Genomic DNA, 24,192 nt, shown 5'->3' with positions numbered 1-24,192 from the left:
GGGATGCGCCGTCTTGTGAACCTGGGCCGGCGTCATGTGCGACGGGCGTTGAACCGATATGGTAGCGCGGGACGATTGCGGACGTGCGACACGCATGGCAAGCGTGGCATCAGAATCCGCCGTCGATTTCTATCCTGCTGCCATCGAAAAAACGTGACAGCCGGAAGGCGTGCGGATTGACGATCGGCCGGTCGCGCGCGACGAGATCCGCCATCAGTCTCCCCGCGCCGGGCCCGATGCCGAATCCGTGTCCGGAGAAGCCGGTCGCGATGAAGAGTCCTGGCTTGCCGTCCACGCCCGAGATGACCGGCACGGCGTCAGGCGTCACGTCGATATAGCCGGCCCATGCCTGCGCTTCCCGGATCTGCGATAGCGCAGGGTAGATCGCGCGAAACTCCGCGAGGGCCTTCGCGTTGAAGGACGGATTCGGCACGGGGTCGAGCGTGCGCACGAGTTCGAAGATCGTGGGCTGGTCGAGCGGCCAGCGGCGCGGCATGCGCAGCCCGTCGAGGAAGCGGGCGTTCAGGCCGAGCTTGATCGAACCGAACTGGCTTTTCAGGGCGGGGAGGAACTTGAAGAACAGCCGGAAGCTGTCCGGCGTGATGTCGTGATCGCTGTGGAATGCATTGGCGATGGTGTAGCCGCCGTCGAGCCGCTTGCGATAACCCACGTCCTGGTTACAGGCGCTCACCTCCGGCCCGCCTTCGATGGGCGCCGTGCGCAGGACCGAGGAGCGGACCAGCAACTGCGGAACGTCGACCGCGAGACTGCCGGTGAAATAGCGCGTCCACGCGCCGCCGGCTACCACCACGCTTGAGCACGCGATGCGGCCGAGTTCCGTCACCACGGCGCTGACGGCGCCGCCGCTGGTTTCGACGCCGCGCACGGCGCATGGCATGAGCACTGTCACGCCGCGTGCTCGCAGCGCGGCGGCCATGGCGGGCACTGCGCGTTGCGGCTCGGCGCGGCCGTCCGAGGGCGTGTAGATGCCGCCCGCGAAGCGGCGCGCGGTGCCTGGCATCAGCGCAGCGGTTTCGTCCGCCGAGACCATGCGCGAGTCGAGCGCGTCGCGCCCGACGAGTGCCCGCGCGCGTTCGAGCCAGGCTTCGTGATCGGCGAGGGCTTGTGAGTCGTCGGCGGCGTAGAGGATGCCGCTCGTGCGAAAGCCGGTGTCGATGCCGAGTTCCGCATCGATGCGCCGCCACAGCTTCAGGCTTTCGAGGCTCAGTTCGAGCTCGCGCAAGTCGCGGTGCGTGGCGCGGCACCAGCCCCAGTTGCGGCTCGACTGCTCGCCGGCGACTACGCCCTTTTCGCAGACCGCGACGGAGAGGCCTTTGTCGGCGAGCGCCCGCGCCGTGCTGACGCCGACGATGCCGCCGCCGATGACGACGACGTCGACGCGGTCGGGCAGGGTGCGGTCTTCGGGGATGGTGTCGGTGGGTGGGCCCATGTCAGGTGGTTTTCCTTATGACTTTGGCGGCAAGTTGGGTGGATTGTTCAGCCACGTCGTGATTGACGTTCTCGCTAGGGTGATAGTCGGCTCTGACTCGTGCATTGCGAAGCGTGATCAGGTCCAGTCCAATTGCTTTCGATAAAGCGTGTTTCGCGTCATTCGGGCGGATCATTGGATTGCACAACTGCTGGATCAACTGGTCATGGCGGCCGCTTGCCCGACCGACGGTACCGGGCGCGGGCAACCTCCGATGAAATTCGTTTGCCGCATGAAACGCTCCATAATAGGCGCGGCTGCAGACGGTACGATATTGAGGCTCGGTGGTGGCGTGGCGCATGAGTGCCGCTGCGCACTCGACCCATTCCTGCGCTGTGCTGCTCATTTGCACGCTCCGTCGAAATACACGCCCAGTGCAGCGGTGTTGAAGAACATCAGCCGTTCCTCTTCACGTAGCAACGCCTCATTCATCTTCTTCGTAAGATCCCACGAGGTAGGCACGCTGAGTCTGAAGCTGACGCAGCGGCAGACTCCTTCCACGTCGAGTACGAGGGGATTGACGTCCGGGCAAAGCCGATGCTGTCTCAACACGATGCCCGTGCAATCGAGACGTTGTGCGATTTCGTCGTCTGTCACGCCTGCGTCCGTCAATATGGAAGCCGCGGCCGACACTTGTTCCGCCCACTCCTCATCCCACTCAACCCCCCGCATCCTCGCTTCCCGGATCAACTCCGCCGTACATCCGACCGCTCCCGCGAGAAACCCATACGGCGCAATGACCGCGAGGTTGCGCGTCCGCGCGCCGCACAGTTCGCGATACAGCGCTTGCGCCTCGGAGAACATGCCGAGTCCGAGCCGCGTGATCATCCAATTCTCACGGCCGACGTCCGACAGTCCGAGCGCCACCGCGTTCCTGAACGCGCCTTCAGCGCCTTCGACATCGCCGGCGAGCGCGCGCCACGAGCCGGTCAGTTCCCACGCGGCGCGAGCATCGGCTTGCAACAGCTGGCGGATGTCATGTCCGATCGCGCGCCACTCACGCGAAAGCGGCGTGATTTCGGCGGGGTCGATGAAGCGGGGCGAAGCCGCGCGCAGTGCGTTGATACGGTCGACGAGCTGATGGGTTTTCGGTTGCGGTAATGCGTTCATGTCTTTCTGCCGGTCATGATCGACACGCGAGGCCGGACCGTGCGCGGGCGGCTTGCACGGTGTCGAAGTGCTTCGGGTCGAAGGGTGAACGCATGCTAAGTGAATCGATGGTCTTTGACCATATGAATACTTCCGAGTTATCGGCCCGACCCCCTCAGGCGCCGGGCGGCACCGCGCAAAGCCTTGCCGGGAAAGGCTTTGCGGGCATCATCGTCCGACTGGCATAGGCCGCTTCATCGCTTGCTTCCTGCCTCCGCTGCGCGCCTCGGAGCGATCCGTTACGATGCATGACGACGTGCCGGTCCGGCCGTGCCGTGATGACGAATCAAGGTCATCCGGCGGATGCATGCAAGTCCGAGCGGGCACGACGCGTGCGGACCGACAACGCGCATGCGGCGCGCGACCGAGGGTCACGCCGCCGTTCGATCATTTCCCTTCACCTTCATCCTCTGGAGAACTCACGTGCAAAAGACAGCATCGGCAAAATGGAGCGGCGGCATCAAGGACGGCAAGGGCTTCATCTCGACGCAGACCGGCGTGCTCAATGAGGCACCGTACGGCTTCAAGTCGCGTTTCGAGGAAGGTCCGGGCACGAATCCGGAAGAGCTGATCGGCGCGGCGCACGCAGGCTGCTTCACGATGGCGCTCTCGCTGCAACTGGAAATGGCGGGCCTGAAGGCCGAGAGTCTCGAGACCAAGTCCACCGTCACCCTCGACAAGGATGGCGAAGGTTTCACGATCACCGCCTGCCAGCTCGACCTCAAGGCCAAGATTCCGGGCGCCGACAAGGCCGCCTTCGACAAGGCCACGCAAGCCGCGAAGGAGGGCTGTCCGGTGTCGAAGCTCTTCGCGGGCAACGCGAAGATCACGTTGAACGCGGAACTCGTGTCGTAAGCGTATTGGCTGGTTGATGGCGCGCGGGAAGCATCGGTAGTCGATGCTTCCCGCGCGTTTTTTTCGGCTGCCCTTTTTTTCAATAAACAGGATCGACTCAAGGCGTTCCGTCAGCTTCAATCGTTCCGCTTTCCGGCGATAGCGAAACTCAACACGTATTCCAGACGGGCCTGTTCACCGTCGCCAAAGTGCCCGGCATGAACGCGTCTTTATCATCCCCTTCCGCCTCTCCTCGCAACCTTGTCGGCATACATCCGGCTATCGCTCAAAGCAAGCAAGTCGATGATCGACCCATGCTGCCCCGCTTCGAACAGCGTCTGCCCGACGCTGAAGCGGATCTGATACCCGCGCTCCGCCGCCGCGTTGCTGGCCGCCAGCGCATCCCGCAGCCGCTCGAGCGCGCGATCGGTTTCTTCATCGCCGGCGTCGGTGAGCAGCGCGACGAACTCATCGCCGCCCAGCCGGCCGATCACATCGCTTTCCCGCAGCGCCGCGCGCAAGGCCGCCGCAAAGGTCGTCAACGCGCGATCCCCCTCGGCATGGCCGAAGCTGTCGTTGATGCGCTTGAAATCATCGAGATCGAAGAACAGCAGCGAAGCGTCCCGGCCCATGCGCCGGCAGACATTCAGCGCATGCTGCGCCAGCGCCTCGAAGCCGCGCCGGTTGGCGATCAGCGTCAGTTCATCGACGGTCGCGAGTTCGATCGCCGCAATCTCCTGCTCCGCGATATGCGCCAGGTCGCGCAACAGTCCGACCGCCTCGCCGTCGAGTTCGCGCGGACGCGTGTCGATCAGACACAGCGTGCCAAGCTTGCTGCCGTTCGGCACGGTCAGCGGCTGTCCCGCATAGAAACGGATACCCGGATCGCCAGTGACGAGCGGATTGTCATGAAAGCGTGCGTCGGTACGGGCGTCGGGGATCATGAACACGTCGTCGTGCATGATCGCGTGCCCGCAGAAGGAGATGTCACGGCCGGTTTCCCGCACGCCCAGACCGGCGCAGGACTTGAACCACTGCCGGTTTTCGTCGATCAGGCTGACCAGCGCGATGGGCACGTCGAACAGACGCCGCGCCAGCCGCGTGAGGCGGTCGAAGCGTTCTTCCGCCGGGGTATCGAGCAATCTGAGCGTGCGCAGCGTGGACAGGCGAATGGGTTCGTTCTCGGGTATCGGGGCGACTAGCATGGTTCTCCGGGTTCCTGGACGTGGCCATTGACCACCCTTATTCTCCGACAAACACGCGACAAATTCATTCCTTCGACCACCTGGCTCGGTTATCCGCGCTTCAGCCGGCACATTCGCTATCATGCCGAGGGGCTGCGGCTGCATGTCACGGCGCGCTACGGCACGCCGGTCGCGCCCGTGGGTCGGACCCATGCATGCAACCCGTTCAGCTCGAGACCGAACCTCGACGTCCCCTCAACCGATCCGCCCGGAGCGCCGATGAAACTCAAGCTGGACTGGACCGTCATTACCCCGATCCTTGCGCTCGTCGTGCTCGCCGCGACCGCGCTGATACCGAGCGGCGTCCTGATGGTGCTTGCCGCCATCGCGCTCGCCTTCGCGGTGTTCGCAGCGGTGCATCATGCGGAAGTGGTCGCGCATCGGGTCGGCGAGCCGTTCGGCACGCTGGTGCTGGCCATCGCCGTCACAGTGATCGAGGTCGCCCTGATCGTCTCCGTGATGCTTTCCGGCGGTCCCGACAAGGCCGGCTTGCCGCGCGACACGGTCTTTGCCGCGATCATGATCTGCAGCGGCGCGATCGTCGGGCTGTGTCTGCTGGTGGGCGGCCTGCGGCATCACGTGCAGAACTTCCAGCTGCAGGGCGCCAGCGCGGCGCTCGCCATCCTGTGCGCGCTCTCGGTGCTCACGCTCGTGCTGCCCAACTTCACGAGCACGGTGCAAGGTCCGGCGCTGTCCACTTCGCAACTGGTGTTCGTCGGCGTGATCTCGCTCGTGCTGTATGTGACCTTCGTGTTCGTGCAGACCATCCGGCATCGCGACTACTTCCTGCTGCCCACGCCCGAAGCCGCCACGTCCGTCCCTGTCGCGGCCCCCGACGATGAAAGCGCGCCCCATGCGCCGCCGCCCAGCAACCGCGAGGCGTGGATCGCGCTGGCGTTCCTGCTGCTGTCGCTGGTTTCGGTGGTCGGGCTCGCGAAGCTGCTGTCGCCGGCGGTCGAGGCGGGCGTCGCGGCCGCGGGCGCGCCCGAAGCGGTGGTCGGCATCGTCATCGCGGCGCTCGTGCTGTTGCCGGAAGGGCTCGCAGCCCTGCGCGCGGCGCGGCTCAACCGCCTGCAGACGAGTCTGAATCTCGCGCTCGGCTCGGCGCTCGCGAGCATCGGCCTGACCATTCCGACGGTGGCGGTCGTGTCGATCGTCATCGGCCAGCCCATTTCGCTCGGGCTCGCCTCGAAGGAAATCGTCATGCTGGCGCTCACGCTGATCGTCTCGGTCATCACGCTCGGCACCGGCCGCTCGACGGTTCTCCAGGGCGTCGTGCACCTCGTGATCTTCGCGGCTTTCCTGTTCCTTTCCGTGGTGCCTTGAGCGAGGGGAATCCGGGACGATCGTGCCAATTTGTTACCATGCTCGGTTTTTCGCGGGCGCAAGCCCGCTCCAGCCGCTCTGGTTTCACCGTCTGGTTACACCGAAAGTCCCGAAGGAAACGCATGTCATCGAAGAAGTCCGCCTCGCTCGCCGTTTGTACCCTCCTTGCTGTAACCGCCGCTTTCGGCGCAGTGTCGTCCGCCGTGCAAGCCAAGGAAATCACGCAAATCCGCTTTGCCGTCGACCCGTCCTATCCGCCGTTTGAATCCAAGCAGGCCGACGGCAAGCTCGCCGGCTTCGACATTGACCTCGGCAATGCGCTGTGCGCGCAGATGAAGGTCAAGTGCGTGTGGGTCGAGAACAATTTCGACGGCATGATTCCCGGCCTGAAGGCCCGCAAGTTCGACGCCGTCCTCTCCGACATGGGCATCACCGACGAACGCCTGAAGCAGATCGACTTCACCGTGCCGCTGTACGACACGCATGCGCAACTCGTCGCGCGCGCCGGCTCGGGCATCCTGCCGACGCCGCAATCGCTGAAGGGCAAGCGCGTCGGCGTGGAGCAGGGCACCGTGCAGGAACGCTATGCGAAGGCGAAGTGGGAGCCGCAGGGCGTGACCGTCGTGCCTTACGCCGACGAGGAACAGGTCGAAGCGGATCTGGTCGCGGGCCGCATCGACGCAATGTTCACCGACGCCGCGCAAGCCGCCATCGGCTTCCTGAAGAAGCCGCAGGGCAAGCCGTTCGCGCTGGTCGGCCCGATCGTCGAGGACCGCGCGATCATCGGTCCGGGAACGGCCATCGGGCTGCGCAAGGGCGACACCGACTTGAAGAACGGCCTCGACAACGCATTCGCGGAGCTCAAGAAGAACGGCACGTTCAAGCGCATCATGGCCAAGTACTTCGAGACCGATATCTCGATCCAGTAAGCGCCTCGCCGCGGGTTTGCAGGGTTTCGGAAAGGCATCGCTCGCGGTGCCTTTTCTTTTCGACACGAGGTCTGCGCACATGCAGGTTCATCATCATCCGCTCGCGGGCGCGCCGCTCGGCACCGGGCGTGTGCTCACGAGCTACGGTTTCGGCCCGCAACACGGCGACGCGCCCCGCAAGGTCTATATCCAGGCGTCGCTGCACGCGGATGAACTGCCGGGCATGGTCGTCGCGTGGTATCTGAAGCAGCGCTTCGCCGCGCTGGAAGCCGCCGGACGGCTGATGGCGCGGATCGTTCTGGTTCCGGTCGCCAATCCGGCCGGCCTGAACCAGCACTGGTTCGGCGCGCAAATGGGGCGTTTCGACCTGCGCTCGGGGCAGGATTTCAACCGGCGCTTTCCGGAGCTCGGTCCGGAGCTGGCGTTGCACCTGAAATCCCGCCTGAACGGCGATGAACACCGCAACGGCCGCCTGATCCGCACGGCGCTGCGCGACGCGCTGGCCGCTCGCCAGCCGGTGACGGAACTGGATGCGCAGCGGCTCGAACTGATGCGCCTCGCCTGCGACGCCGATCTGGTCATCGACCTTCATTGCGACTGGGAAGCCGCTCCGCATCTCTACACGACGCCCGAAGCGTGGCCCGCGATCGAGCCGCTGGCGCGCTATCTCGGCAGCGAGGCGCAACTGCTGGCGGACGTGTCGGGAGGCGAGCCGTTCGACGAAGCCTGCGCGTCGGCGTGGCGCTATTTGCGCGGCGCGTTCGGCGAGCGCTATCCGCTGCCGCCGGACGTGCTGACGGTCACGCTCGAGTTACGCGGCGTCCGCGACGTGTCGCACGAACTGGCGGCGCGCGACGCGCAGGCGATCGTCGATACGCTGACGCACCTCGGCATGATCGAAGGCGACGCGCCGGAGCCGCCGCCGCTGCGCCATCCCGCGACGCCGCTTGCCGGCTGCGAGCATCTGCGCGCGCCGCTGGCGGGGGTGATCCTGCATCGACGGGAGATCGGCGAGACGGTGCGTGCGGGCGAGACCATCGCGGAGGTGCTGGATCCGCTCGAAGACCGGCTCGTGCCGCTCGTCGCCGGGACGGATGGCGTGCTGTACGCGCGCCACTGGACGCGCTTCGCGACGGCCGGAATGCTGGTGGCGCGCATCGCGGGCGCGCACGCGGCGCGCACCGGCGACCTGCTGGTGCCCTGAACGCGGCGCCGGTGCCGGTTACCATGGATCCGTCTGCTCAAACCGTCATGGAGAATCCCGCGACATGCTGAAAAATCTCAATCCGCTGCTCAATGCCGACATCCTGCATGCGCTCTGCGCGATGGGTCACGGCGACGAAGTCGTGATCTGCGACGCCAATTTCCCCGCCGATTCCGTCGCGCGTCAGACGGTACTCGGCCGTCTGCTGCGGCTGGACGGCGTCGATGCGCCGCGTGCCGCGCGGGCCGTGCTGTCGGTGCTGCCGCTCGATACTTTCGTCGATCATCCCGCCGAGCGCATGGAAGTCGTGGGCGACGCGAGCGCGCTGCCTGCCGTGCAACGCGAAGTGCAGAAGGAAATCGACGCCGCCGAGGGACGGCCGGTGCCGCTGGCGCCGGTCGAGCGCTTTGCCTTTTATGAGCGCGCCCGGAAGGCGTACTGCGTGATTGCGACGGGCGAGGCGCGCGGCTACGGCTGCTTCATTTTCAAGAAGGGCGTGCAACTCGCGCCGGACGCGCCCCGGAAGGATTGACCGATGGTCTAGGGATTACCCTGATTCTTTTTTAAGAACTTGTTGCAATGCAGCGTAAAAGGCGTATATTCAGGGTTATCCCCTAGCTACTTACCCTGAGAGACGCTCATGAAGACCACTGCACAACAATCCTTGCTCGTTTCGTTCGGTTCCTGGCTGCGCGCGGCAAAGGCTGCGGTGCGTCGTGAGTGGAACCGGGCGCTGCAACTGCATCTGCAGAACTGCGAAATCCTCGTGGAATCGTATCGCCGGAAGTAAGCATCAGTCGTAGCACCCCGGTCAGGTCGTAAAAGTAGAGACGCCCCGCAGGCGAAAGCCTGCGGGGCGTTGTCGTATGTGGCTATCGTCGACGATCAGCCAGACGAGCGGTCAGATGGCCCAGCCGCCGAGATAGAACACGGCGAGCACCACCGCAATCGCCACCGTGCCGACATTCAGCTTGCGCCATTCGCCTGCCACCAGCCGGCCGATCACGAGCGTCGAGAAGCCGAGCATGATGCCCGTCACGATGTTCGCCGACAGCACGATATACACCGCGCAGACGAGGCCGGACATGGTGTCGACGGTATCCTCGAAATGCAGCTTGCTGACGTTGCCGAGCATCAGGAGGCCGACGTACATGAGCGCGGGCGCCGTCGCATAGGAGGGCACGAGCGCGGCGAGCGGCGAGAGGAACATCACCACCAGGAACAGCACGCCCACCACGCTGGCCGCAAGACCGGTCTTCGCGCCGGCCGCCACACCCACGGACGATTCGATGTACGCCGCCGCCGGCGCACCGCCGAAGCAGGCCGAGAAGATCGAGCTGAGCGAGTCCGCCGTCAGGGCCCGGCCGCCGTTGACGATCCGTCCGTTCTGGTCGATCTGTCCCGCCTGGCCGGCCACCGCGCGAATCGTGCCGGTGGCATCGAAGACGGCGGTCATCACGAGGGCCAGCACGCTCGGCAGGACGGCCATCGAGAGGGCGCCCTTGATGTCCATCGCGCCGATCAGCGAGGCATGCCCAGGCGCGGACAAGGCCGGCAACGCGAACACGCCATGGAAGCGCACGGAGGGATCGAAGATCAGGCCGATCGCCGAAAGGCCGATCACCACGAGCAGGATGCCGCCCGGCACGCGCCGGCGTTCCAGCCCGAAGATCGCGGCGAGGCCCACCACCGACATCAGCACCGGAAACGCCGTGATGTGTCCGAGCGAGACCGGCATGCCGGGCGCGGGATTCTTGATGATGAGACCAACGTCATTGGAAGCAATCAGCAGCAGGAACAGCCCGATGCCGATACCCGTGCCGTGCGCGACGCCCGTCGGCAGGTTGCGCAGGATCCACGAACGCACGCCGGTGACCGAGATCGCCGTGAAGACGATGCCCATCAGGAACACGGCGCCGAGCGCGATGGCGGGCGTCAGGCCTTTGCCGAGCACGAGCCCGAAGGCCGTGAACGCGGTGAGCGAAATTGCACAGCCGATCGCGATCGGCAGGCGCGCCCACACGCCCATCAGCAGCGAGCCGAACGCCGTCGTCAGACAGACGGCGACGAATACCGCGCTGGTATCGAAGCCGGCTTTGCCGAGCATGCCCGGCACGACGAACACCGAGTAGACCATCGCGAGGAAGGTCGTCACGCCGGCGACGATTTCGCGTTTCTCCGTGCTGCCGGTGGTTGAGATACCGAAATAGCGATCGAGAAAGCCGCCGTTGCCGGATGGCCCGCTCTCCTGTCGCTCCGTAGGGGAAATGTCAATGTCGCCAAGCTGCTGGGCAGAGGATTCCAACATGAGCTGCTCCTTTATCAGCACGCTGAAACGGCAGGGCCGTGCACGCACGAGGCGTACTTCGGAGCCGTCATCAGGGTCGTCTCGTAGGGTGTCTTGAATGATGCCGAGGTCTCGCACCTGAGGCTGCACTCGGTCAGGACAGAGCCTAGGGGAACAGAACGCAGGGTCCAATCCCATGAAAAACATGCCGGTCATGCCACGCGGCGTATATGCCGTCAACGCCCCACGCGACGGGGCACCGGCCGGACCGCGAAAACGCCGGACTAGGGCAAACGCCTAGTCCGGCAAGACCGGCAGCGGCGCGTGACTGCCGCGTTACTTGATCACGCGCGAGACGCCGCGCCCGCGCGGATCGGACATGGCCTCGGGCGTGTCGCCATCGACGCGGATCGCCTGGATGTCGCCATTGAAGCCCTGCATCTGGAACGTGTAGCCCTTGGCTTCGAGCTGCTTGATGACTTCCGGATCGAGCTGATGGAACGGCTCCTGGAAGATCGTGTTCGGCGGCAGCAACTGGTGATGGAAGCGCGTTGCGCCGACGGCCTCGGGCAGCGGCATGTTGAAGTCGTACACGTTCGAGAGCACCTGGAAGATCGACGTGAAGATGCGCGAGCCGCCCGGCGTGCCGATCACCATCGCGACCTTGTCGTCCTTCGTGAGGATGGTCGGCGTCATCGACGAGAGCGGGCGCTTCTTCGGCGCGATGGAGTTCGCATCGCTGCCGACCACGCCGAACATGTTCGGCACGCCCGGCTTCGAAGCGAAGTCGTCCATCTCGTCATTCAGCACGATGCCCGTGCCTTCCGCCACCACGCCCGAGCCGAAGTAGCCGTTGATGGTGTACGTGTTCGATACCGCGTTGCCCCATTTGTCGACCACCGAGAAATGCGTGGTCTCGGCCTTCTCCGGCATCGACGTGCTGAGTCCCGGCTGCACGCTCTTGGTGTCCGAAGGCTGGTCCGGATTCACCTCTTGCGCGCGCTTCAGGATGTAGTCGTCGTTGGTGAGCTGCGCGACCGGCACCTTGTAGAAGTCCGGATCGCCGAGATACTGCGCGCGGTCGGCGAACACGCGTTTTTCGATCTCGGCCACCAGATGGATGTACTGCGCCGAGTCGAGCGGGACATCGTTGAACTTGTCCTTGAGGTCTGCCTTCATCTTGAGCAGCTGCACCAGGCCGACGCCGCCCGAACTCGGCGGCGGCGCGGTGATCACGCGATAACCGTTCCAGCTTGCGGTAATCGGCTGGCGCCACACGGCCTTGTAGTCCTTCAGGTCGCGCGCGGTGATGAGGCCGTGGCCTTCCATCGACTTCGCAATCAGCTGTGCCGTCTCGCCTTCATAGAAGCCCTTGGCGCCCTTGTCGGAGATCCGTTGCAGGGTCCTGGCAAGGTCCGGCTGCTTGAACACTTCGCCGGACTTCATGCCGCCGAAATAGAGGTCGAAGTTGGTCTTGCCGCCGAACTCCTTCGCGGCGGCGTCGCGGCGCGCCACCAGCTGGTCATCGACGACGAAGCCATCCTGCGCGTAATGGATGGCCGGCGCCAGAACCTGCTTCCACTTGAGCTTGCCGAAGCGCTTCTGCGCTTCCCACATGCCTTCGACGGTGCCCGGCACGCCCACCGCGCGATGCCCGTACAGGCTCATGCCCTTGATGACCTCGCCCTTGTCGTCGAGATACATGTTGCGGGTGGCGGTGAGCGGCGCGCGTTCGCGATAGTCGAGGAAGTAGGGACGATGATCGACGTACAGCGTCATGAAGCCGCCGCCGCCGATGTTGCCCGCTTCCGGATACGTGACCGCGAGCGAGAACGCGATGGCCACCGCGGCATCCACGGCATTGCCGCCTTGCTTGAAGATCTGCTCGGCGGTGTCGGCGGCGTATTTGTCGGCGACCGCGACAGCCGACGAAGTCAGGACCTGCGGCTGATCCGCGGTTTTCGCATGGGCGGGTGTCGTGTCGACGAAACCCGCCGTCAGCAGCGCGGACGCCACGATAGCGCTCAGTGCGAAGGTCCGCATGCGCGGTGTTTGTTTCAAGAGCATCTCCTGCATTCTCCTTTTTTGCGTGCGACGAAAGATCAGTCCGTTATATACCATGCGCGCGAGGCCGCCGAAATCACGCGGCTCCGCCGGACTCAGGGCATCAACTGCCCGCCGTTCACGTCGATGATCTGCCCGGTGACATAGCGCGACATCGTCTCGGACGCGAGATAGAGGAACGCGCCGCTGCAATCGTCCGGTTCGCCGATGAAGCCCATCGGGATGGACTTGCGGAAGGACTCGAGCTGCTCGGGCGTCGTGAAGCGTTCCTGGAACGGCGTCTGGATCACGCCGGGCGCGACGGCGTTCACGCGGATGCGGTCCGGCATGAGTTCCTTCGCCATGCCTTTCGTGATGGTGCTGACGAAGCCCTTCGACGCCGCATAGAGCAGCGCGCCAGGACCGCCGCCGTTGCGCGCGGCCACCGAGGTCACGTTGATGATCGAGCCGCCGCCGCCCGAGCGCAGCGAAGGCAGCGCGGCGCGCGTGAACGCGACGACCGAACGCGCGTTGATGTGCATGATCTCGTCGAAGAGTTCGTCGCTGGCGGAGGCGATCGGCTCGCGCTTCACGAGGCTGCCGGCGTTGTTGATGAGCACGTCGATCTTGCCGAAGCTGTCCACCACTTGCGCGACGGCCGCGTCGATGGCTTTTGAGTCGCGCACGTCGGCGCCGACGGTGATCGCGCTGACGCCGAGCGCGCGCACGTCCTGCGCGACCGCCTCGGCCTGTTCCTTCGAGCTGTTGTAGTGAACCGCGACATCCGCGCCGTATTGCGCGAACGCCCGTGCCGCCGCCGCGCCGATACCGGTGCTCGCGCCCGTGATGAGGATCGACTTGCCTTTCAGGTCGTGCATGGATGCTCCGTGTCGATGAGGTCCGCGCAGGTTCGCCCGAACATGCGCCGGATGGTGCTGGGAAAAGCGCCGGCAGTGTGCCGTGACCGAGAGTATGAGCCGTCGCGCCGGCACGCGTTGGACGCGTCGTCGGGAGGCAGCACGAAGCGCTCCAGCAAGCCGATGTCATGCCGCGACGTCGCCCGCAATTGTCAATTTCATTGAATTCGAGCGCGGGCTCTATCGCCGCGCCGCCGCATGCCGCACTGTACCGACCGCGAGCGAGCAACGGGTCGGGGAAGCAGTCGCGCACGTCATGCGCGTTGCGGCGCATCCGTCAGTCAGAACGAACCATCGAATCAACATGAATCAGCCAAGTGTTTCCATGCAGCGCGGGCCGGTGCGGGCGCGTACCCGGCGCACGCTTCTGGCCGGCATCGCGGCGTCCTGCGTGACGACCTGGGTGCCCGGCACGACGCGCCGGCCCATGCCGGCCGAACTCGCCACGGCGTTGCCTGCGCCGGAGAGTTTCGTGGCCTTGTCGAAATTTCTCACCGGGCAGGCGTCGCTCGATCTGGCGCTCGCCGACCGCCTCTTCATCGCGGGCACGGGCGTCATGCCCACGGCGGCGACGGTCAACTCGACGCTGACCGCCGTCGCGCTCGCGTTGCGCACGGCCGAGCACCTCCACGCGACGAGCACGACGTGAACGGAGCGCTCTTCATGCTTGAGGCTCTGCGCTGGCGCGTGCTGGCCGGATGCGCATGGGCGATGCTGTGCGCGGCCGCGCAGGCGGACACACGCGCGCACGACGCCTTGCTCGAACGCGGCGCCTATCTGGCGATTGCCGGCGATTGCGTGGCCTGCCACACCGCGCCCGATGGCCAGCCGTTCGCGGGCGGCCTGACGCTGGCCACGCCGCTGGGTGAGATCGTCTCGACGAACATCACGCCGTCGCGCACGCACGGCATCGGCGGCTATACGTTCGAGCAGTTCTCCGCGGCGCTGCGCCGCGGCATCCGCGCCGACGGCGTGTACCTGTACCCGGCGATGCCCTACCCCTCGTACGCCCGCGTGACCGATGAAGATACCCGGGCGCTGTACGCGTACTTCATGGAGCGCGTGCGCGCGGTGGATCAGGCGGCGCCCCGGACGTCGCTGCCATTTCCGTTCAGCGTGCGGCAGACGCTGGCGGTCTGGAACCTGTTGTTCCTCGATGAACAGCCTTACGTCGCCGATACATCGCGCAGCGCGGCGTGGAATCGCGGAGCGTATCTGGTGCGAGGCCTGGCGCATTGCGGCGCCTGTCACACGCCGCGCAACGCGTGGCTGGCCGAATCGAGCTCGCGCGCGCTCGCGGGCGGATCGGCGGGGGCCTGGCATGCGCCGAACATCACGCCGGACGTCAACAGCGGGATCGGCGCATGGAGCGAGGCGGAGCTGATCGGCTATCTGCGCGACGGCTATGCGCGCGGCAAGGCGCACGCGGCCGGTCCGATGGCCGAAGCCGTCGACAACAGCCTGCGTCATCTCGCCGCCGAGGATCTGCGCGCGGTCGCGGTGTATCTGAAGACGGTCGAAGCGGTCCGGACCGAAGCCGACACCCAGCCGGCCAGCACCTGGGGTAAGCCGGCGAACGGGCTGGGCGATTTGCGCGGGGTGGCGTGGCCCGTGGACAGCGGCCGCCTGAGCGGCGCGCAGCTCTACGACGGCTATTGCGCGTCCTGTCATCAGGCGAGCGGCGAAGGCGCGAGCGGCGGGCGGCTGCCTTCGCTGTTCCACAGCACCACGCTCGGCCGCAGCAACACGGACAATCTCGTGCTCGTGATGCTGGGCGGCACGCGACATCCCGAGCGCACGTCGGACGCCTCGATGCCCGGCTTCGCGGCCTTGCTCACCGATCAGCAGATCGCCACGCTCGGCAATCATCTGCTGGGGCTGTATGGGAACGTCGAGGCGAAGGTGAGCGTCGCGCAGGTCGCGCGGTTGCGGACGGGCACGCAGCCGTCGCCGCTGGCGGGACTCGCGCGTGCGGCGGGCGCGATCGCGGTGTTGCTGCTCGTGAGTCTGATCGTGCTGCTGGCGGTGCGGCGCACGCATCGAGGCGCGAAGCAGTAGGTGACTTCGGCGCGCGTCAGTCGTCGAAGGAATACGCTTCGACGACCCGTTTCACGGCATTCCTGAACGATCCCACCAGATCCGAGCGAATGCCGCTGCTTGGATACGACATCACGTATTCGTATTCGATGTCGGTCTCGAACGGCCTCACGACGACTCCATGCGCGCGCCACACTTTCGCCGCAAAGGGCTCGACGATCGACACGCCCAGTCCGCCCGCGACCATCGCATAGCGGGTATGCGCGGTATCGGTGAAGACGGTGTAGCGCGGCCGGTCCTCGGTCGCCGAAATGAGCGATTGCTCGGCCTCGTAGGGCTGGCGCGAATTCGGCAGCCAGCCGATCAGATTCTCGCCGCGCAGATCGGCAGGGCGCACGAGCTTCTTTTTCGCGAGCCGGTGCGTGGCGGGCATCGCGCAGGCCGCGGGAGCCTTCAGCAGGCTCTCCACCTCGATGCCCGCGACCGCCGGAAAGGCCAGGCTCAAGGCGACATCGGCCTTGTGGTTCTGCAGGTTGACGAGCACCTCGGGCACCTTCACGGAATCGACCTTGATGGGCACGCCGGGATGCTGGCCGGTGAAGCCGAGCAGCACGGGCGGCAGCAGGGTCGTGGCAAGCACCGGCATGCAGGCGACGGTCAGACCGTCCGAGGCTTCCTCGCGGATCATGGCGGCGACCTGCTTGAGGCGCTCCAGTCCCAGGAAGTTCTCTTCGACGGACTTGTAGAAGCGCAGGCCGGCGGTGGTCGGATTGAGCCGGCCGCCGATGCGGGAAAACAGGCTGAAGCCGAGATCGGCTTCGAGATCGGCGATCAGGCGGCTGATCGCGGGCTGGGTCACATGCAGCTTGCGGGCTGCGCCGACACTGGTGCCGGTCATGATGAGGCTGCGGAAAGCCTCGATCTGGCGGAAACGGATCATCTGGCGTACGGCTGGAAAGCGACGGTTGAAAGCGACGCCGATCTTAGCGGAAACCGTCGTGCGCCGCCTCGACCGGAACCCTGTGCCGCCGTGCTCATTGACACCTTTGCAACAATTCGAACGACTATTCGAAAAATTTAGTGACTATAAGCACATGTGAGTGGCATCTGGCTTATTGATGCGAAATACTCGCCGCCAGTCTTGAACCGCAGATGAATGCAGCGGCCCGGCGCCGCGTGACAGCCCGCCCGGTGAAGCATCGCCCGCGTGATGCGCTTGATTCGGAAACCTCATTGTTTATCTCGAAAGAGATAAACGGCCGGGATCCGCCGGCCGGCGCAACACACACAACAAGCACAACAACACGAGACAAGGACCCCAGGAATGCCCATGAAACCGATCGCCGTTCGTGCCCGTCTTCAACGCACATGCCTCGCCGCCAGCGCGGCGCTCGTGCTGGCTATCAGTGCGTGGAACGCCACGGCGGCCATCGTGCCGCCCGGCGTAACGCTGGCCGCCAGACAGGAGCTGGTGCGCAACAACGGCTCGGAGGTCGAGACGCTGGATCCGGCGCTGGTCGAAACCGTGGGCGCGGCGAACCTCGCACGCGATCTCTTCGAAAGCCTGACGGCCACCAATGGCGACGGCGCGGTCGTGCCGGGCGTCGCCGCGAAATGGGAGCAGAAGGACGCGACCACCTGGCTCTTCCATTTGCGCGCCAACGCCCGCTGGTCCAATGGCGAGCCCGTCAGCGCAAACGATTTCGTGTACGGCAGCCAGCGCTTTCTCGATCCGAAAACCGCCTCGTCGTATGCGAGCGTGTTCGGTCCGTTCATCCTGAACGGCGCGGAGATCGTCGCGGGCAAAAAGCCGGTGAGCACGCTCGGCATCCGCGCCGTCGATGCCGCCACCGTCGAGGTGAAGACCGCCGGCCCCGTGCCGTTCCTGCCGGAACTGATGTCGAATCCGAACTTCGGACCGGTGCACCGCGCGACCATCGAGAAGTACGGCCGCGAATGGACCAAGCCCGGCAACATCGTCACGAACGGCGCATTCCAGCTGAAGGACTGGCAGGTGAACAGCAAGCTCGTGCTGACGAAGAATCCGCAATACTGGGACAAGGCGAACGTGCAGCTGACGCAAGTCACCTATCTGCCGATCGAGGACGAGAACACCGACGTCAAGATGTTCCAGTCCGGCGACAACGACATGACCTACCAGTTGCCCACCGGCACGTACGCGACCTACAGCAAGCAGTTTCCGGGCGACATCCGCAACTCGCTGATTCTCGGTACGCGCTACTACAGCTTCAACAATCGCGATCCGTTGCTGAAGGACGTGCGCGTGCGCCAGGCCTTGTCGATGGTGATCGACCGCGACCTGCTGGCGCGGCGCGTGACCGCCGACGGGCAGACGCCGCTGCTCGGCCTGCTGCCGAAGGGCGTGAGCGGCGCGGACGTGTCGAACTACGAGTGGGCCGCATGGCCGATGACGAAGCGTGTCGAGGAAGCGAAGAAGCTGCTCGATCAGGCGGGCGTGAAGCCCGGCACGAAGCTGCGCTTCGCGATGAACACGAGCGACTACAACAAGAAGATGGCGATCTTCGTGGCGTCGGAGTGGAAGACGAAGCTGGGCCTGACGATGGACATCGAGTCGATGGAATTCAAGGTGCTGCTCAAGAAGCGCCATGACGGCGACTACCAGATTGCCCGCAATGGCTGGGTGGCCGACTACAACGACGCGACGACCTTCCTGACGCTCGTGCAGTGCAAGTCGTCGCAGAACGACAACTTCAACTGCAACCCGAAAGCCGATGCGCTCATCAGCGAAGCGGCCGCCACCGCCGATACCGCGAAGCGCACGCAGCTGCAGACCCAGGCGGCGAAACTCGTGATGGACGACTACCCGATGCTGCCGCTGCTGCAATACGGCCTGCCACGCCTCGTGAAAAGCTATGTGGGCGGCTATTCGCTGAAGAATCCGATGGATCATTACGCCAGCAAGGATCTCTACATCGTCAGGCATTGAAGTCCTGACGCACCGGAGGAACGCTCATGGGGTCATACACATTGCGGCGCGTGCTGCTCACGCTGCCGACGCTTCTGATCGTCATCACGGTCTGCTATCTGCTGCTGCACGCGACGCCCGGCGGCCCGTTCGATGGCGAGCGCAAGGTGTCCGCCGACGTGCTCGCCAACCTGCAGGCGAAGTATCACCTCGGCGAGCCATTGTGGAAGCAGTACCTGCTGTATCTCGACGGCCTCCTGCACGGGGATCTCGGCGCCTCGTTCCGTTACGCGGACTGGAGCGTCAACGACCTCGTATTGCGCGCGCTGCCGGTCTCGCTGGCGGTCGGCGGCGCGTCGATGCTGCTTGCCATCGGCGCGGGCGTGGCGCTGGGCGTCGTCGCGGCGCTGCGCCGCAACAGCCTCGCCGACTACGCGCTGATGCTGGTCGGCAACGCGGGCAACGTGATCCCGTCGTTCGTGCTCGGGCCGGTGCTGATCCTCGTGTTCGCGATCGCGCTGAAGTGGCTGCCGGCCGGCGGCTGGAACGGCTTCGAGTTGCGCTACATGGTGCTGCCGGTCGCGCTGCTGGCCACCATCAACGTCGCGACCATCGGCCGCGTGACGCGCGCCAGCCTGATCGAAGTGCTGAACACCCACTACATCCGCACCGCGCGCGCGAAAGGCCTGCCGCTGCGCGTGATCGTGCTGCGCCACGCGCTCAGGCCGACGCTGATTCCGGTCGTCTCGGTGATCGGCCCGCTGGCGATTTCATCGATCACGGCGGCGGTCGTCACGGAGTCCGTGTTCTCGCTGCCGGGCATCGGCAAGCTGATCGTGAACGGCGCGGCCAATCGCGACTACACGCTCGTGCTGGGCCTCGTGGTGCTCGTCACGGCGGTGGCCGTGCTGCTCAACCTGCTGGCCGACCTCGCGTATGCGTGGCTCGACCCGAAGATCCGTTACTGAGAGGCGCGCCATGAAAACAGCATCGCTGGGTTCGACGCTCGAACAGGCCGTCGCGGGCCGCAGTCCGTGGCAGGACGCGCGCACGCGTTTCCTGCGCAACAAGGCGGCGGTCGTGAGTCTCGCATTGCTCGCGGTCATCACGCTGGCGTGCATCGCGGGGCCATGGCTGTCGCCGAACGCCTTCGATTCCACCGACTGGAACGCCACCAGCACGCCGCCCACGCTCGCCAACTGGCACTTCTTCGGCACCGACGACACCGGCCGCGACCTCTTCGTGCGCTGCCTGATCGGCGGACGCGTGTCGCTGATGATCGGCGCGCTCGCCACGCTCACGTCGGTCACGCTCGGCATCGTGTGGGGCGCGGTGGCGGGCTTTGTCGGCGGGCGCGTGGACAACGCGATGATGCGCATCGTCGACATGATGTATGCCATTCCGTACCTGTTGATCGCCATCCTGATGGTCACGCTGCTCGGCCGCGAGTTCTATCTCGTCGTCATCACCATCACGGTGTTCTCGTGGATGGACATGGCGCGCGTCGTGCGCGGCCAGACGCTCTCGATCCGCTCGAAAGAGTACGTGGAAGCAGCGCGTGCGATCGGCGTGCCGACCGCGCGCATCATCCGGCGCCACGTGGTGCCGAACCTGCTCGGCATCGTCGCGATCTACACGACCGTCACCGTGCCCGCCGTGATCCTCACCGAATCCGTGCTGTCGTTTCTTGGCCTCGGCGTGCAGGAACCGATGACCAGCTGGGGCGTGCTGATCCAGGACGGCGTCGGCGTGATGGAGGCGTCGCCGTGGATCCTGCTGTGTCCGGCGGCGCTCTTGTCGGTCACGCTCTACTGCATCAACTTTGTCGGCGACGGGCTGCGCGACGCGCTCGATCCGAAGGACAGGTGAGCCATGCCGCTACTCGAAGTGAAGGACTTGCAGGTCGAGTTCGCGACTCACGACGCCGCCGTGCGCGCCGTCAACGGCGTGAGCTTTACGCTTGAGGCGGGCGCGACGCTCGGCATCGTTGGCGAGTCGGGTTCGGGCAAGAGCCAGAGCGTGCTCGCGATGCTCGGGCTGCTGGCGCCGAACGGCCGGGCCGTGGGCCAGGCGCTGTATCGCGGCGACGATCTCATCGGCATGAGCGGGCGGCGCCTGAACCGCATCCGCGGCAATCGCCTTTCGATGATCTTCCAGGACCCGATGAGTTCGCTCAATCCGTATCTGACCATCGAACGGCAGATGACCGAGGTGCTCGAACTGCACAAGAACCTGACGCGCCGCGAGGCACGCAAGCGCGCCATCGCGATGCTCGAAGCGGTGCGCATTCCGGAAGCGGCGCATCGCATCGGGCAGTATCCGCACGAACTCTCGGGCGGCATGCGGCAGCGCGTGATGATTGCGATGGCGCTGCTGTGCGAGCCTGAAATCCTGTTCGCCGACGAACCCACCACCGCGCTCGACGTCACCGTGCAAGCGCAGATCCTGCAACTGCTGCGCACGCTCCAGCATGACTTCGGCACGTCGATCGTGCTGATCACGCACGATCTGGGCGTCGTCGCCGGCCTGTGCGATCAGGTGATGGTGATGTACGGCGGCCGCGTGATGGAACAGTGCGATGCGCCGACGCTCTTCGCCCGGCCTTCGCATCCGTACACCATCGGTCTGTTGCGCGCGCTGCCGAGGCTCGACCACGACGGCGGCGAGCTGGTCGGCATTCCGGGCAATCCGCCGAACATGGCGCATCCGCCCGCGGGTTGCCCGTTTCACGAGCGCTGCGCGGACGCGAGCGATGAGTGCGCGCGCGTGGCGCCCGAGCTCCAGCGCATCGGCCTGCATGGGATGCGCGCGTGCCATCGACCTGTCGAACAGATGCATGCCCGCCTCGGAGAGATCAATCATGTCTGACGCCAGCCTGCTTTCCGTACGCGAGATGCGCGTGCATTTTCAGGTCGGGGCGAAGCAGCGCCTGCCGTGGGCAGCGAAGCGCACGCTGAAGGCCGTCGATGGCGTCAGCTTCGATCTCAAGGCCGGCGAAACGCTTGGCGTGGTCGGCGAATCGGGCTGCGGCAAGTCCACCTTGTCACGCGCGATCCTCAACCTGATTCCGGCCACGGGCGGCGAGATCGTCTGGATGGGCGCGCCGCTCGCGAACGCGTCGAAACATGCATGGCACGCGCTGCGCGCCAACGTGCAGATGATCTTTCAGGATCCGCTCGCCTCGCTCGATCCGCGCATGACGGTCGGGCAGATCATCGCCGAACCGCTCGTCGAGCATCGGCCGGGCATGCACAAGCGCGAGATCGACGCCCGCGTGCGCGCGATGATGGCGCGCGTCGGCCTGCGCGAGCAGATGATCAATCGCTATCCGCACGAGTTCTCCGGCGGCCAGTGTCAGCGCATCGGCATCGCGCGGGCGCTGGTGGTCGAGCCGAAGCTCGTGATCTGCGACGAGCCCGTGTCCGCGCTCGATGTCTCCATTCAGGCGCAGATCGTGAACCTGCTCCGGTCGTTGCAGAAGGAGATGAAGCTCGCGCTGATCTTCATTGCGCACGACCTGGCCGTGGTGCGCCATATCTCCGATCGCGTGATGGTCATGTACCTCGGACGCGTGATGGAGCTGGCCAGCAAGCACGCGCTCTACGACACGCCGCGCCATCCCTATACGCGCGCGCTGCTCTCCGCCGTGCCGGTGCCCGATCCGGCGATCCAGCGTGCCCGCACCGTGGAGATCCTGCCGGGCGATATCCCCAGTCCCATCGATCCGCCTTCGGGCTGCGTATTCCGCACGCGCTGCCCGATGGCGCAGGCGCGCTGCGCGCACGAGGTGCCCGCGCTGCGCCCGCTCGGCGGCGATGCCTCAGTAGCTTGTCTGTTCGCATGACGGACGTGCGCTTTCACTGCAACCCTTCGATAGCGAGGACGCGTCCACCCGCATGAGTCGCCCAATCCACGCCCTATAGCGAAAGGCCGGTGTAGCCGACCTGGCCGGCCTGCCGCTTCACCCGATCCTGTCCGTACGCCCAGACCTTGCCGATCTGCGGGCGGGGTGTTCTGCATCCTGATTTTTCTGTGCGCGCAGTCGAGCGTTGCATCAATTCGTGGAGATCTTTCTAATGAAAAAACAAAAGCGATCAATCGCGCTGTCGATTCTGCTGTGCAGCGGTTTCATGGCCGCCGCCGCTACCTCTCATGCCGATGAAACCGATGCCGACGCCTCGACGCGTCACACCGAAGCGCCGCCCGCATCGCCGCCGCATACGGAAGCCGATGCGCCCATGAGCAGCCAGGCGAAGTCGAACGGCTTGATCGAGGACTCGCATTTCAACCTGCTGCTGCGGTCCTACACCGAGCATGACGACCTGAAGGGCAGCGGCAAGAAGGATGCATCGGTGCTGGGCGCACAGGCCGTGTTCGAGTCGGGCTATACGAAGGGGCTGATCGGACTGGGCGGCGACGTCTCCCTGTTCGGCGCATTCAAGTTCAATGGCGGGGAGGGCGCGGGCAACCGCGTGCACCTCGGCACGGACGGCGGCGGATCGGGACAACTGGCGTGGGCTTATCCCGGCGTGTGGGACGTGAAGGCGCGCGTCTCGAACACCGTGCTCAAATACGGTCAGCAACTCTTCGACGATCCGTTCCTCGTGCCGCACGACAACCGCTCGCTGCCGCCGACGTATCGCGGCTTCTCGCTGGAGAGCGATGAGATCAGGGGCTTGACGCTCAAGGCCGGCACGGTGGACGCCGTGCTTGCGCGCGGCATGACGAGCGTCACCGGACTCACGACCGAATACGGCGGCACGCATATCTCGCGCTTCAGCTTCTTCGGCGGCGACTGGACCCATGGCGACGACACGGCCGTCTCGCTATGGGGCGGCATTGCCAACGACGTGTGGCAACAGTACTACCTGAATGCGACGCACAGCATCGGCGATCCCGCCTCGATACGCTGGACGGGCGCGCTGAACTACTACTACACGGGTTCGATCGGCGACCAGCGGCAGGGCGCGATCACCAACAATGCCTACTCGCTGGCATTGTCGGGTACGCACGGCGCGCATACGGTGCAGGTGGCGTATCAGCAGATCGTGAGCGATCAGAGGTTCGACTACATGGGGCAGTCCGCGGGCGACTACTTGTCCAACTCGCTGGATGTCGACTACAACCAGCCGCATGAAAAGTCCTTGAGTCTCACCTATACGCTCGACATGAAGCACTACGGCGTGCCGGGTCTCAAGGTCGCGGTGTGGGGCGCATATGGCTGGGATGCGGACGGCAGCGCGATGGCCAACGGCACCAGCGCGCAGGCCGCGGCATACCGCATCAACGGCACGCCGATCCAGGGCACGCACTACGAAGTGGGCGTGATTCCGAGCTACACGGTGCCAAGCGGCAAGCTGAAGAACACGTCGATCAAGTTCTATTACATGCACCACCACAGCAACAGCCCGTATTATCCGGACGGCACGAGCGACGTGTATCGACTGATGGTGAACGTGCCGGTGAACGTGTTCTGACGGCTTCCACGAACAGGCGAAACCGGCCGGATCGTAAACCCTACATAAATTTCCGTTTACATTACGTTTATCTTTCAATATAAAGAGAGGGCGTGTTGCGGATTGCCATGTCTCGCCCACGCTCATCGCCCGGCAGGCCTGTCTCTGCCGGGTTTTTTTTTGCCCTTCGTTCTGCCTCTCCTCCAGCTTTCAAGCGCTTACGATGCCCGGTTTTCTCCGTGAAAACCCCGTCGTTTCTTTCGCTTGACTTACTTGATATATCAAATACTGTGTATATGCGGCGACGCTGCTCATGCCGCGAGAGGCGCC

General features: G+C 65.1%; 22 protein-coding genes. 14 read left to right on the top strand and 8 right to left on the bottom strand.

Annotated elements, in window-relative coordinates; translation table 11 throughout:
• Positions 1–109: 109 nt before the first annotated feature.
• Genes QCE64_RS31590 through QCE64_RS31580 form a run of 3 tightly spaced genes read right to left on the bottom strand, consistent with a single transcriptional unit; the run spans position 110 to position 2,599 of the window.
• The gene (locus tag QCE64_RS31590; RefSeq protein WP_310008093.1) at positions 110–1,450 is read right to left on the bottom strand and encodes an FAD-binding oxidoreductase; all 1,341 of its coding nucleotides are present in this window, start codon (positions 1,448–1,450) and stop codon (positions 110–112) included.
• A 1-nt stretch (position 1,451) separates the two neighbouring features.
• Positions 1,452–1,835: a hypothetical protein gene (locus QCE64_RS31585; protein WP_310008091.1), complete on the bottom strand. Its 384-nt coding sequence runs from the start codon at positions 1,833–1,835 to the stop codon at positions 1,452–1,454.
• Positions 1,832–2,599: a hypothetical protein gene (locus tag QCE64_RS31580; protein ID WP_309934891.1), complete on the bottom strand. Its 768-nt coding sequence runs from the start codon at positions 2,597–2,599 to the stop codon at positions 1,832–1,834. Before QCE64_RS31580 ends, QCE64_RS31585 begins: the two co-directional genes overlap by 4 nt.
• A gap of 462 nt (positions 2,600–3,061) precedes the next feature.
• On the opposite strand from QCE64_RS31580, the gene QCE64_RS31575 reads away from it, so the two are divergent.
• Entirely contained in the window at positions 3,062–3,493 is a 432-nt protein-coding gene (locus QCE64_RS31575; RefSeq protein WP_309838145.1) for an OsmC family protein, read from the top strand.
• A gap of 212 nt (positions 3,494–3,705) precedes the next feature.
• Here QCE64_RS31575 and QCE64_RS31570 read toward each other — a convergent pair whose 3' ends face one another.
• Positions 3,706–4,677 carry a sensor domain-containing diguanylate cyclase gene (locus QCE64_RS31570; protein WP_309934889.1) on the bottom strand — a complete coding sequence of 324 codons (972 nt, stop codon included), beginning with the start codon at positions 4,675–4,677 and terminating at the stop codon, positions 3,706–3,708.
• A gap of 258 nt (positions 4,678–4,935) precedes the next feature.
• Between QCE64_RS31570 and QCE64_RS31565 the strand changes: the two genes are divergently transcribed.
• The 5 genes from QCE64_RS31565 to QCE64_RS31545 all read left to right on the top strand — a co-directional run bounded on the left by QCE64_RS31565 (position 4,936) and on the right by QCE64_RS31545 (position 8,965).
• Entirely contained in the window at positions 4,936–6,042 is a 1,107-nt protein-coding gene (locus tag QCE64_RS31565; protein WP_309926463.1) for an ionic transporter y4hA, read from the top strand.
• Positions 6,043–6,164: 122 nt separating this feature from the next.
• Positions 6,165–6,971: an ABC transporter substrate-binding protein gene (locus tag QCE64_RS31560; protein WP_310008089.1), complete on the top strand. Its 807-nt coding sequence runs from the start codon at positions 6,165–6,167 to the stop codon at positions 6,969–6,971.
• Between the two features lie 79 nt (positions 6,972–7,050).
• On the top strand, positions 7,051–8,175 hold the full coding sequence (locus QCE64_RS31555; RefSeq protein ID WP_310008087.1) for a M14 family metallopeptidase: 1,125 nt from the start codon (positions 7,051–7,053) through the stop codon (positions 8,173–8,175).
• 64 nt (positions 8,176–8,239) lie between these two features.
• On the top strand, positions 8,240–8,707 hold the full coding sequence (locus QCE64_RS31550; RefSeq protein WP_310008086.1) for an RbsD/FucU family protein: 468 nt from the start codon (positions 8,240–8,242) through the stop codon (positions 8,705–8,707).
• Between the two features lie 108 nt (positions 8,708–8,815).
• Positions 8,816–8,965 carry a hypothetical protein gene (locus QCE64_RS31545; protein ID WP_181290817.1) on the top strand — a complete coding sequence of 50 codons (150 nt, stop codon included), beginning with the start codon at positions 8,816–8,818 and terminating at the stop codon, positions 8,963–8,965.
• Between the two features lie 111 nt (positions 8,966–9,076).
• On the opposite strand, the gene QCE64_RS31540 is transcribed toward QCE64_RS31545, so the two are convergent.
• From QCE64_RS31540 to QCE64_RS31530, 3 genes are all read right to left on the bottom strand, one after another.
• Positions 9,077–10,483: an NCS2 family permease gene (locus QCE64_RS31540; protein ID WP_310008084.1), complete on the bottom strand. Its 1,407-nt coding sequence runs from the start codon at positions 10,481–10,483 to the stop codon at positions 9,077–9,079.
• Between the two features lie 315 nt (positions 10,484–10,798).
• Positions 10,799–12,505 (bottom strand): gamma-glutamyltransferase, encoded by a 1,707-nt coding sequence (ggt, locus tag QCE64_RS31535; protein WP_404987805.1) that lies wholly within the window; start codon positions 12,503–12,505, stop codon positions 10,799–10,801.
• Positions 12,506–12,621: 116 nt separating this feature from the next.
• The gene (locus QCE64_RS31530; RefSeq protein ID WP_310008080.1) at positions 12,622–13,383 is read right to left on the bottom strand and encodes an SDR family oxidoreductase; all 762 of its coding nucleotides are present in this window, start codon (positions 13,381–13,383) and stop codon (positions 12,622–12,624) included.
• A 343-nt stretch (positions 13,384–13,726) separates the two neighbouring features.
• Between QCE64_RS31530 and QCE64_RS38025 the strand changes: the two genes are divergently transcribed.
• Complete coding sequence (locus tag QCE64_RS38025) at positions 13,727–14,071, top strand: sugar dehydrogenase complex small subunit (protein WP_404987655.1); 345 nt, start codon at positions 13,727–13,729, stop codon at positions 14,069–14,071.
• Positions 14,072–14,085: 14 nt separating this feature from the next.
• The gene (locus QCE64_RS31520; protein ID WP_310008076.1) at positions 14,086–15,480 is read left to right on the top strand and encodes a cytochrome c; all 1,395 of its coding nucleotides are present in this window, start codon (positions 14,086–14,088) and stop codon (positions 15,478–15,480) included.
• A 16-nt stretch (positions 15,481–15,496) separates the two neighbouring features.
• Here QCE64_RS31520 and QCE64_RS31515 read toward each other — a convergent pair whose 3' ends face one another.
• Positions 15,497–16,399 (bottom strand): LysR substrate-binding domain-containing protein, encoded by a 903-nt coding sequence (locus tag QCE64_RS31515; protein WP_309926452.1) that lies wholly within the window; start codon positions 16,397–16,399, stop codon positions 15,497–15,499.
• Positions 16,400–16,789: 390 nt separating this feature from the next.
• On the opposite strand from QCE64_RS31515, the gene QCE64_RS31510 reads away from it, so the two are divergent.
• The 6 genes from QCE64_RS31510 to QCE64_RS31485 all read left to right on the top strand — a co-directional run bounded on the left by QCE64_RS31510 (position 16,790) and on the right by QCE64_RS31485 (position 23,883).
• On the top strand, positions 16,790–18,427 hold the full coding sequence (locus QCE64_RS31510; protein ID WP_310008074.1) for a peptide ABC transporter substrate-binding protein: 1,638 nt from the start codon (positions 16,790–16,792) through the stop codon (positions 18,425–18,427).
• A 26-nt stretch (positions 18,428–18,453) separates the two neighbouring features.
• Positions 18,454–19,374 (top strand): oligopeptide ABC transporter permease OppB, encoded by a 921-nt coding sequence (oppB, locus tag QCE64_RS31505; protein WP_309926448.1) that lies wholly within the window; start codon positions 18,454–18,456, stop codon positions 19,372–19,374.
• Between the two features lie 10 nt (positions 19,375–19,384).
• Entirely contained in the window at positions 19,385–20,275 is an 891-nt protein-coding gene (locus QCE64_RS31500; protein ID WP_309926447.1) for an ABC transporter permease subunit, read from the top strand.
• 3 nt (positions 20,276–20,278) lie between these two features.
• The gene (locus QCE64_RS31495; protein WP_310008073.1) at positions 20,279–21,274 is read left to right on the top strand and encodes an oligopeptide/dipeptide ABC transporter ATP-binding protein; all 996 of its coding nucleotides are present in this window, start codon (positions 20,279–20,281) and stop codon (positions 21,272–21,274) included.
• Positions 21,267–22,250 (top strand): oligopeptide/dipeptide ABC transporter ATP-binding protein, encoded by a 984-nt coding sequence (locus QCE64_RS31490; protein ID WP_309926444.1) that lies wholly within the window; start codon positions 21,267–21,269, stop codon positions 22,248–22,250. The genes QCE64_RS31495 and QCE64_RS31490 overlap by 8 nt, the downstream gene beginning before the upstream one ends.
• A gap of 232 nt (positions 22,251–22,482) precedes the next feature.
• Positions 22,483–23,883, top strand: coding sequence for an OprD family outer membrane porin (locus tag QCE64_RS31485; protein WP_309934872.1), 1,401 nt, complete (start codon positions 22,483–22,485; stop codon positions 23,881–23,883).
• Positions 23,884–24,192 lie beyond the last annotated feature (309 nt).

This window comes from Caballeronia sp. LZ043 (assembly GCF_031451075.1).
In the GTDB taxonomy this organism is placed as follows: domain Bacteria; phylum Pseudomonadota; class Gammaproteobacteria; order Burkholderiales; family Burkholderiaceae; genus Caballeronia.
Note: the sequence above shows the minus strand (reverse complement) of the source record. Positions and strands in the feature narration are given on the sequence as shown.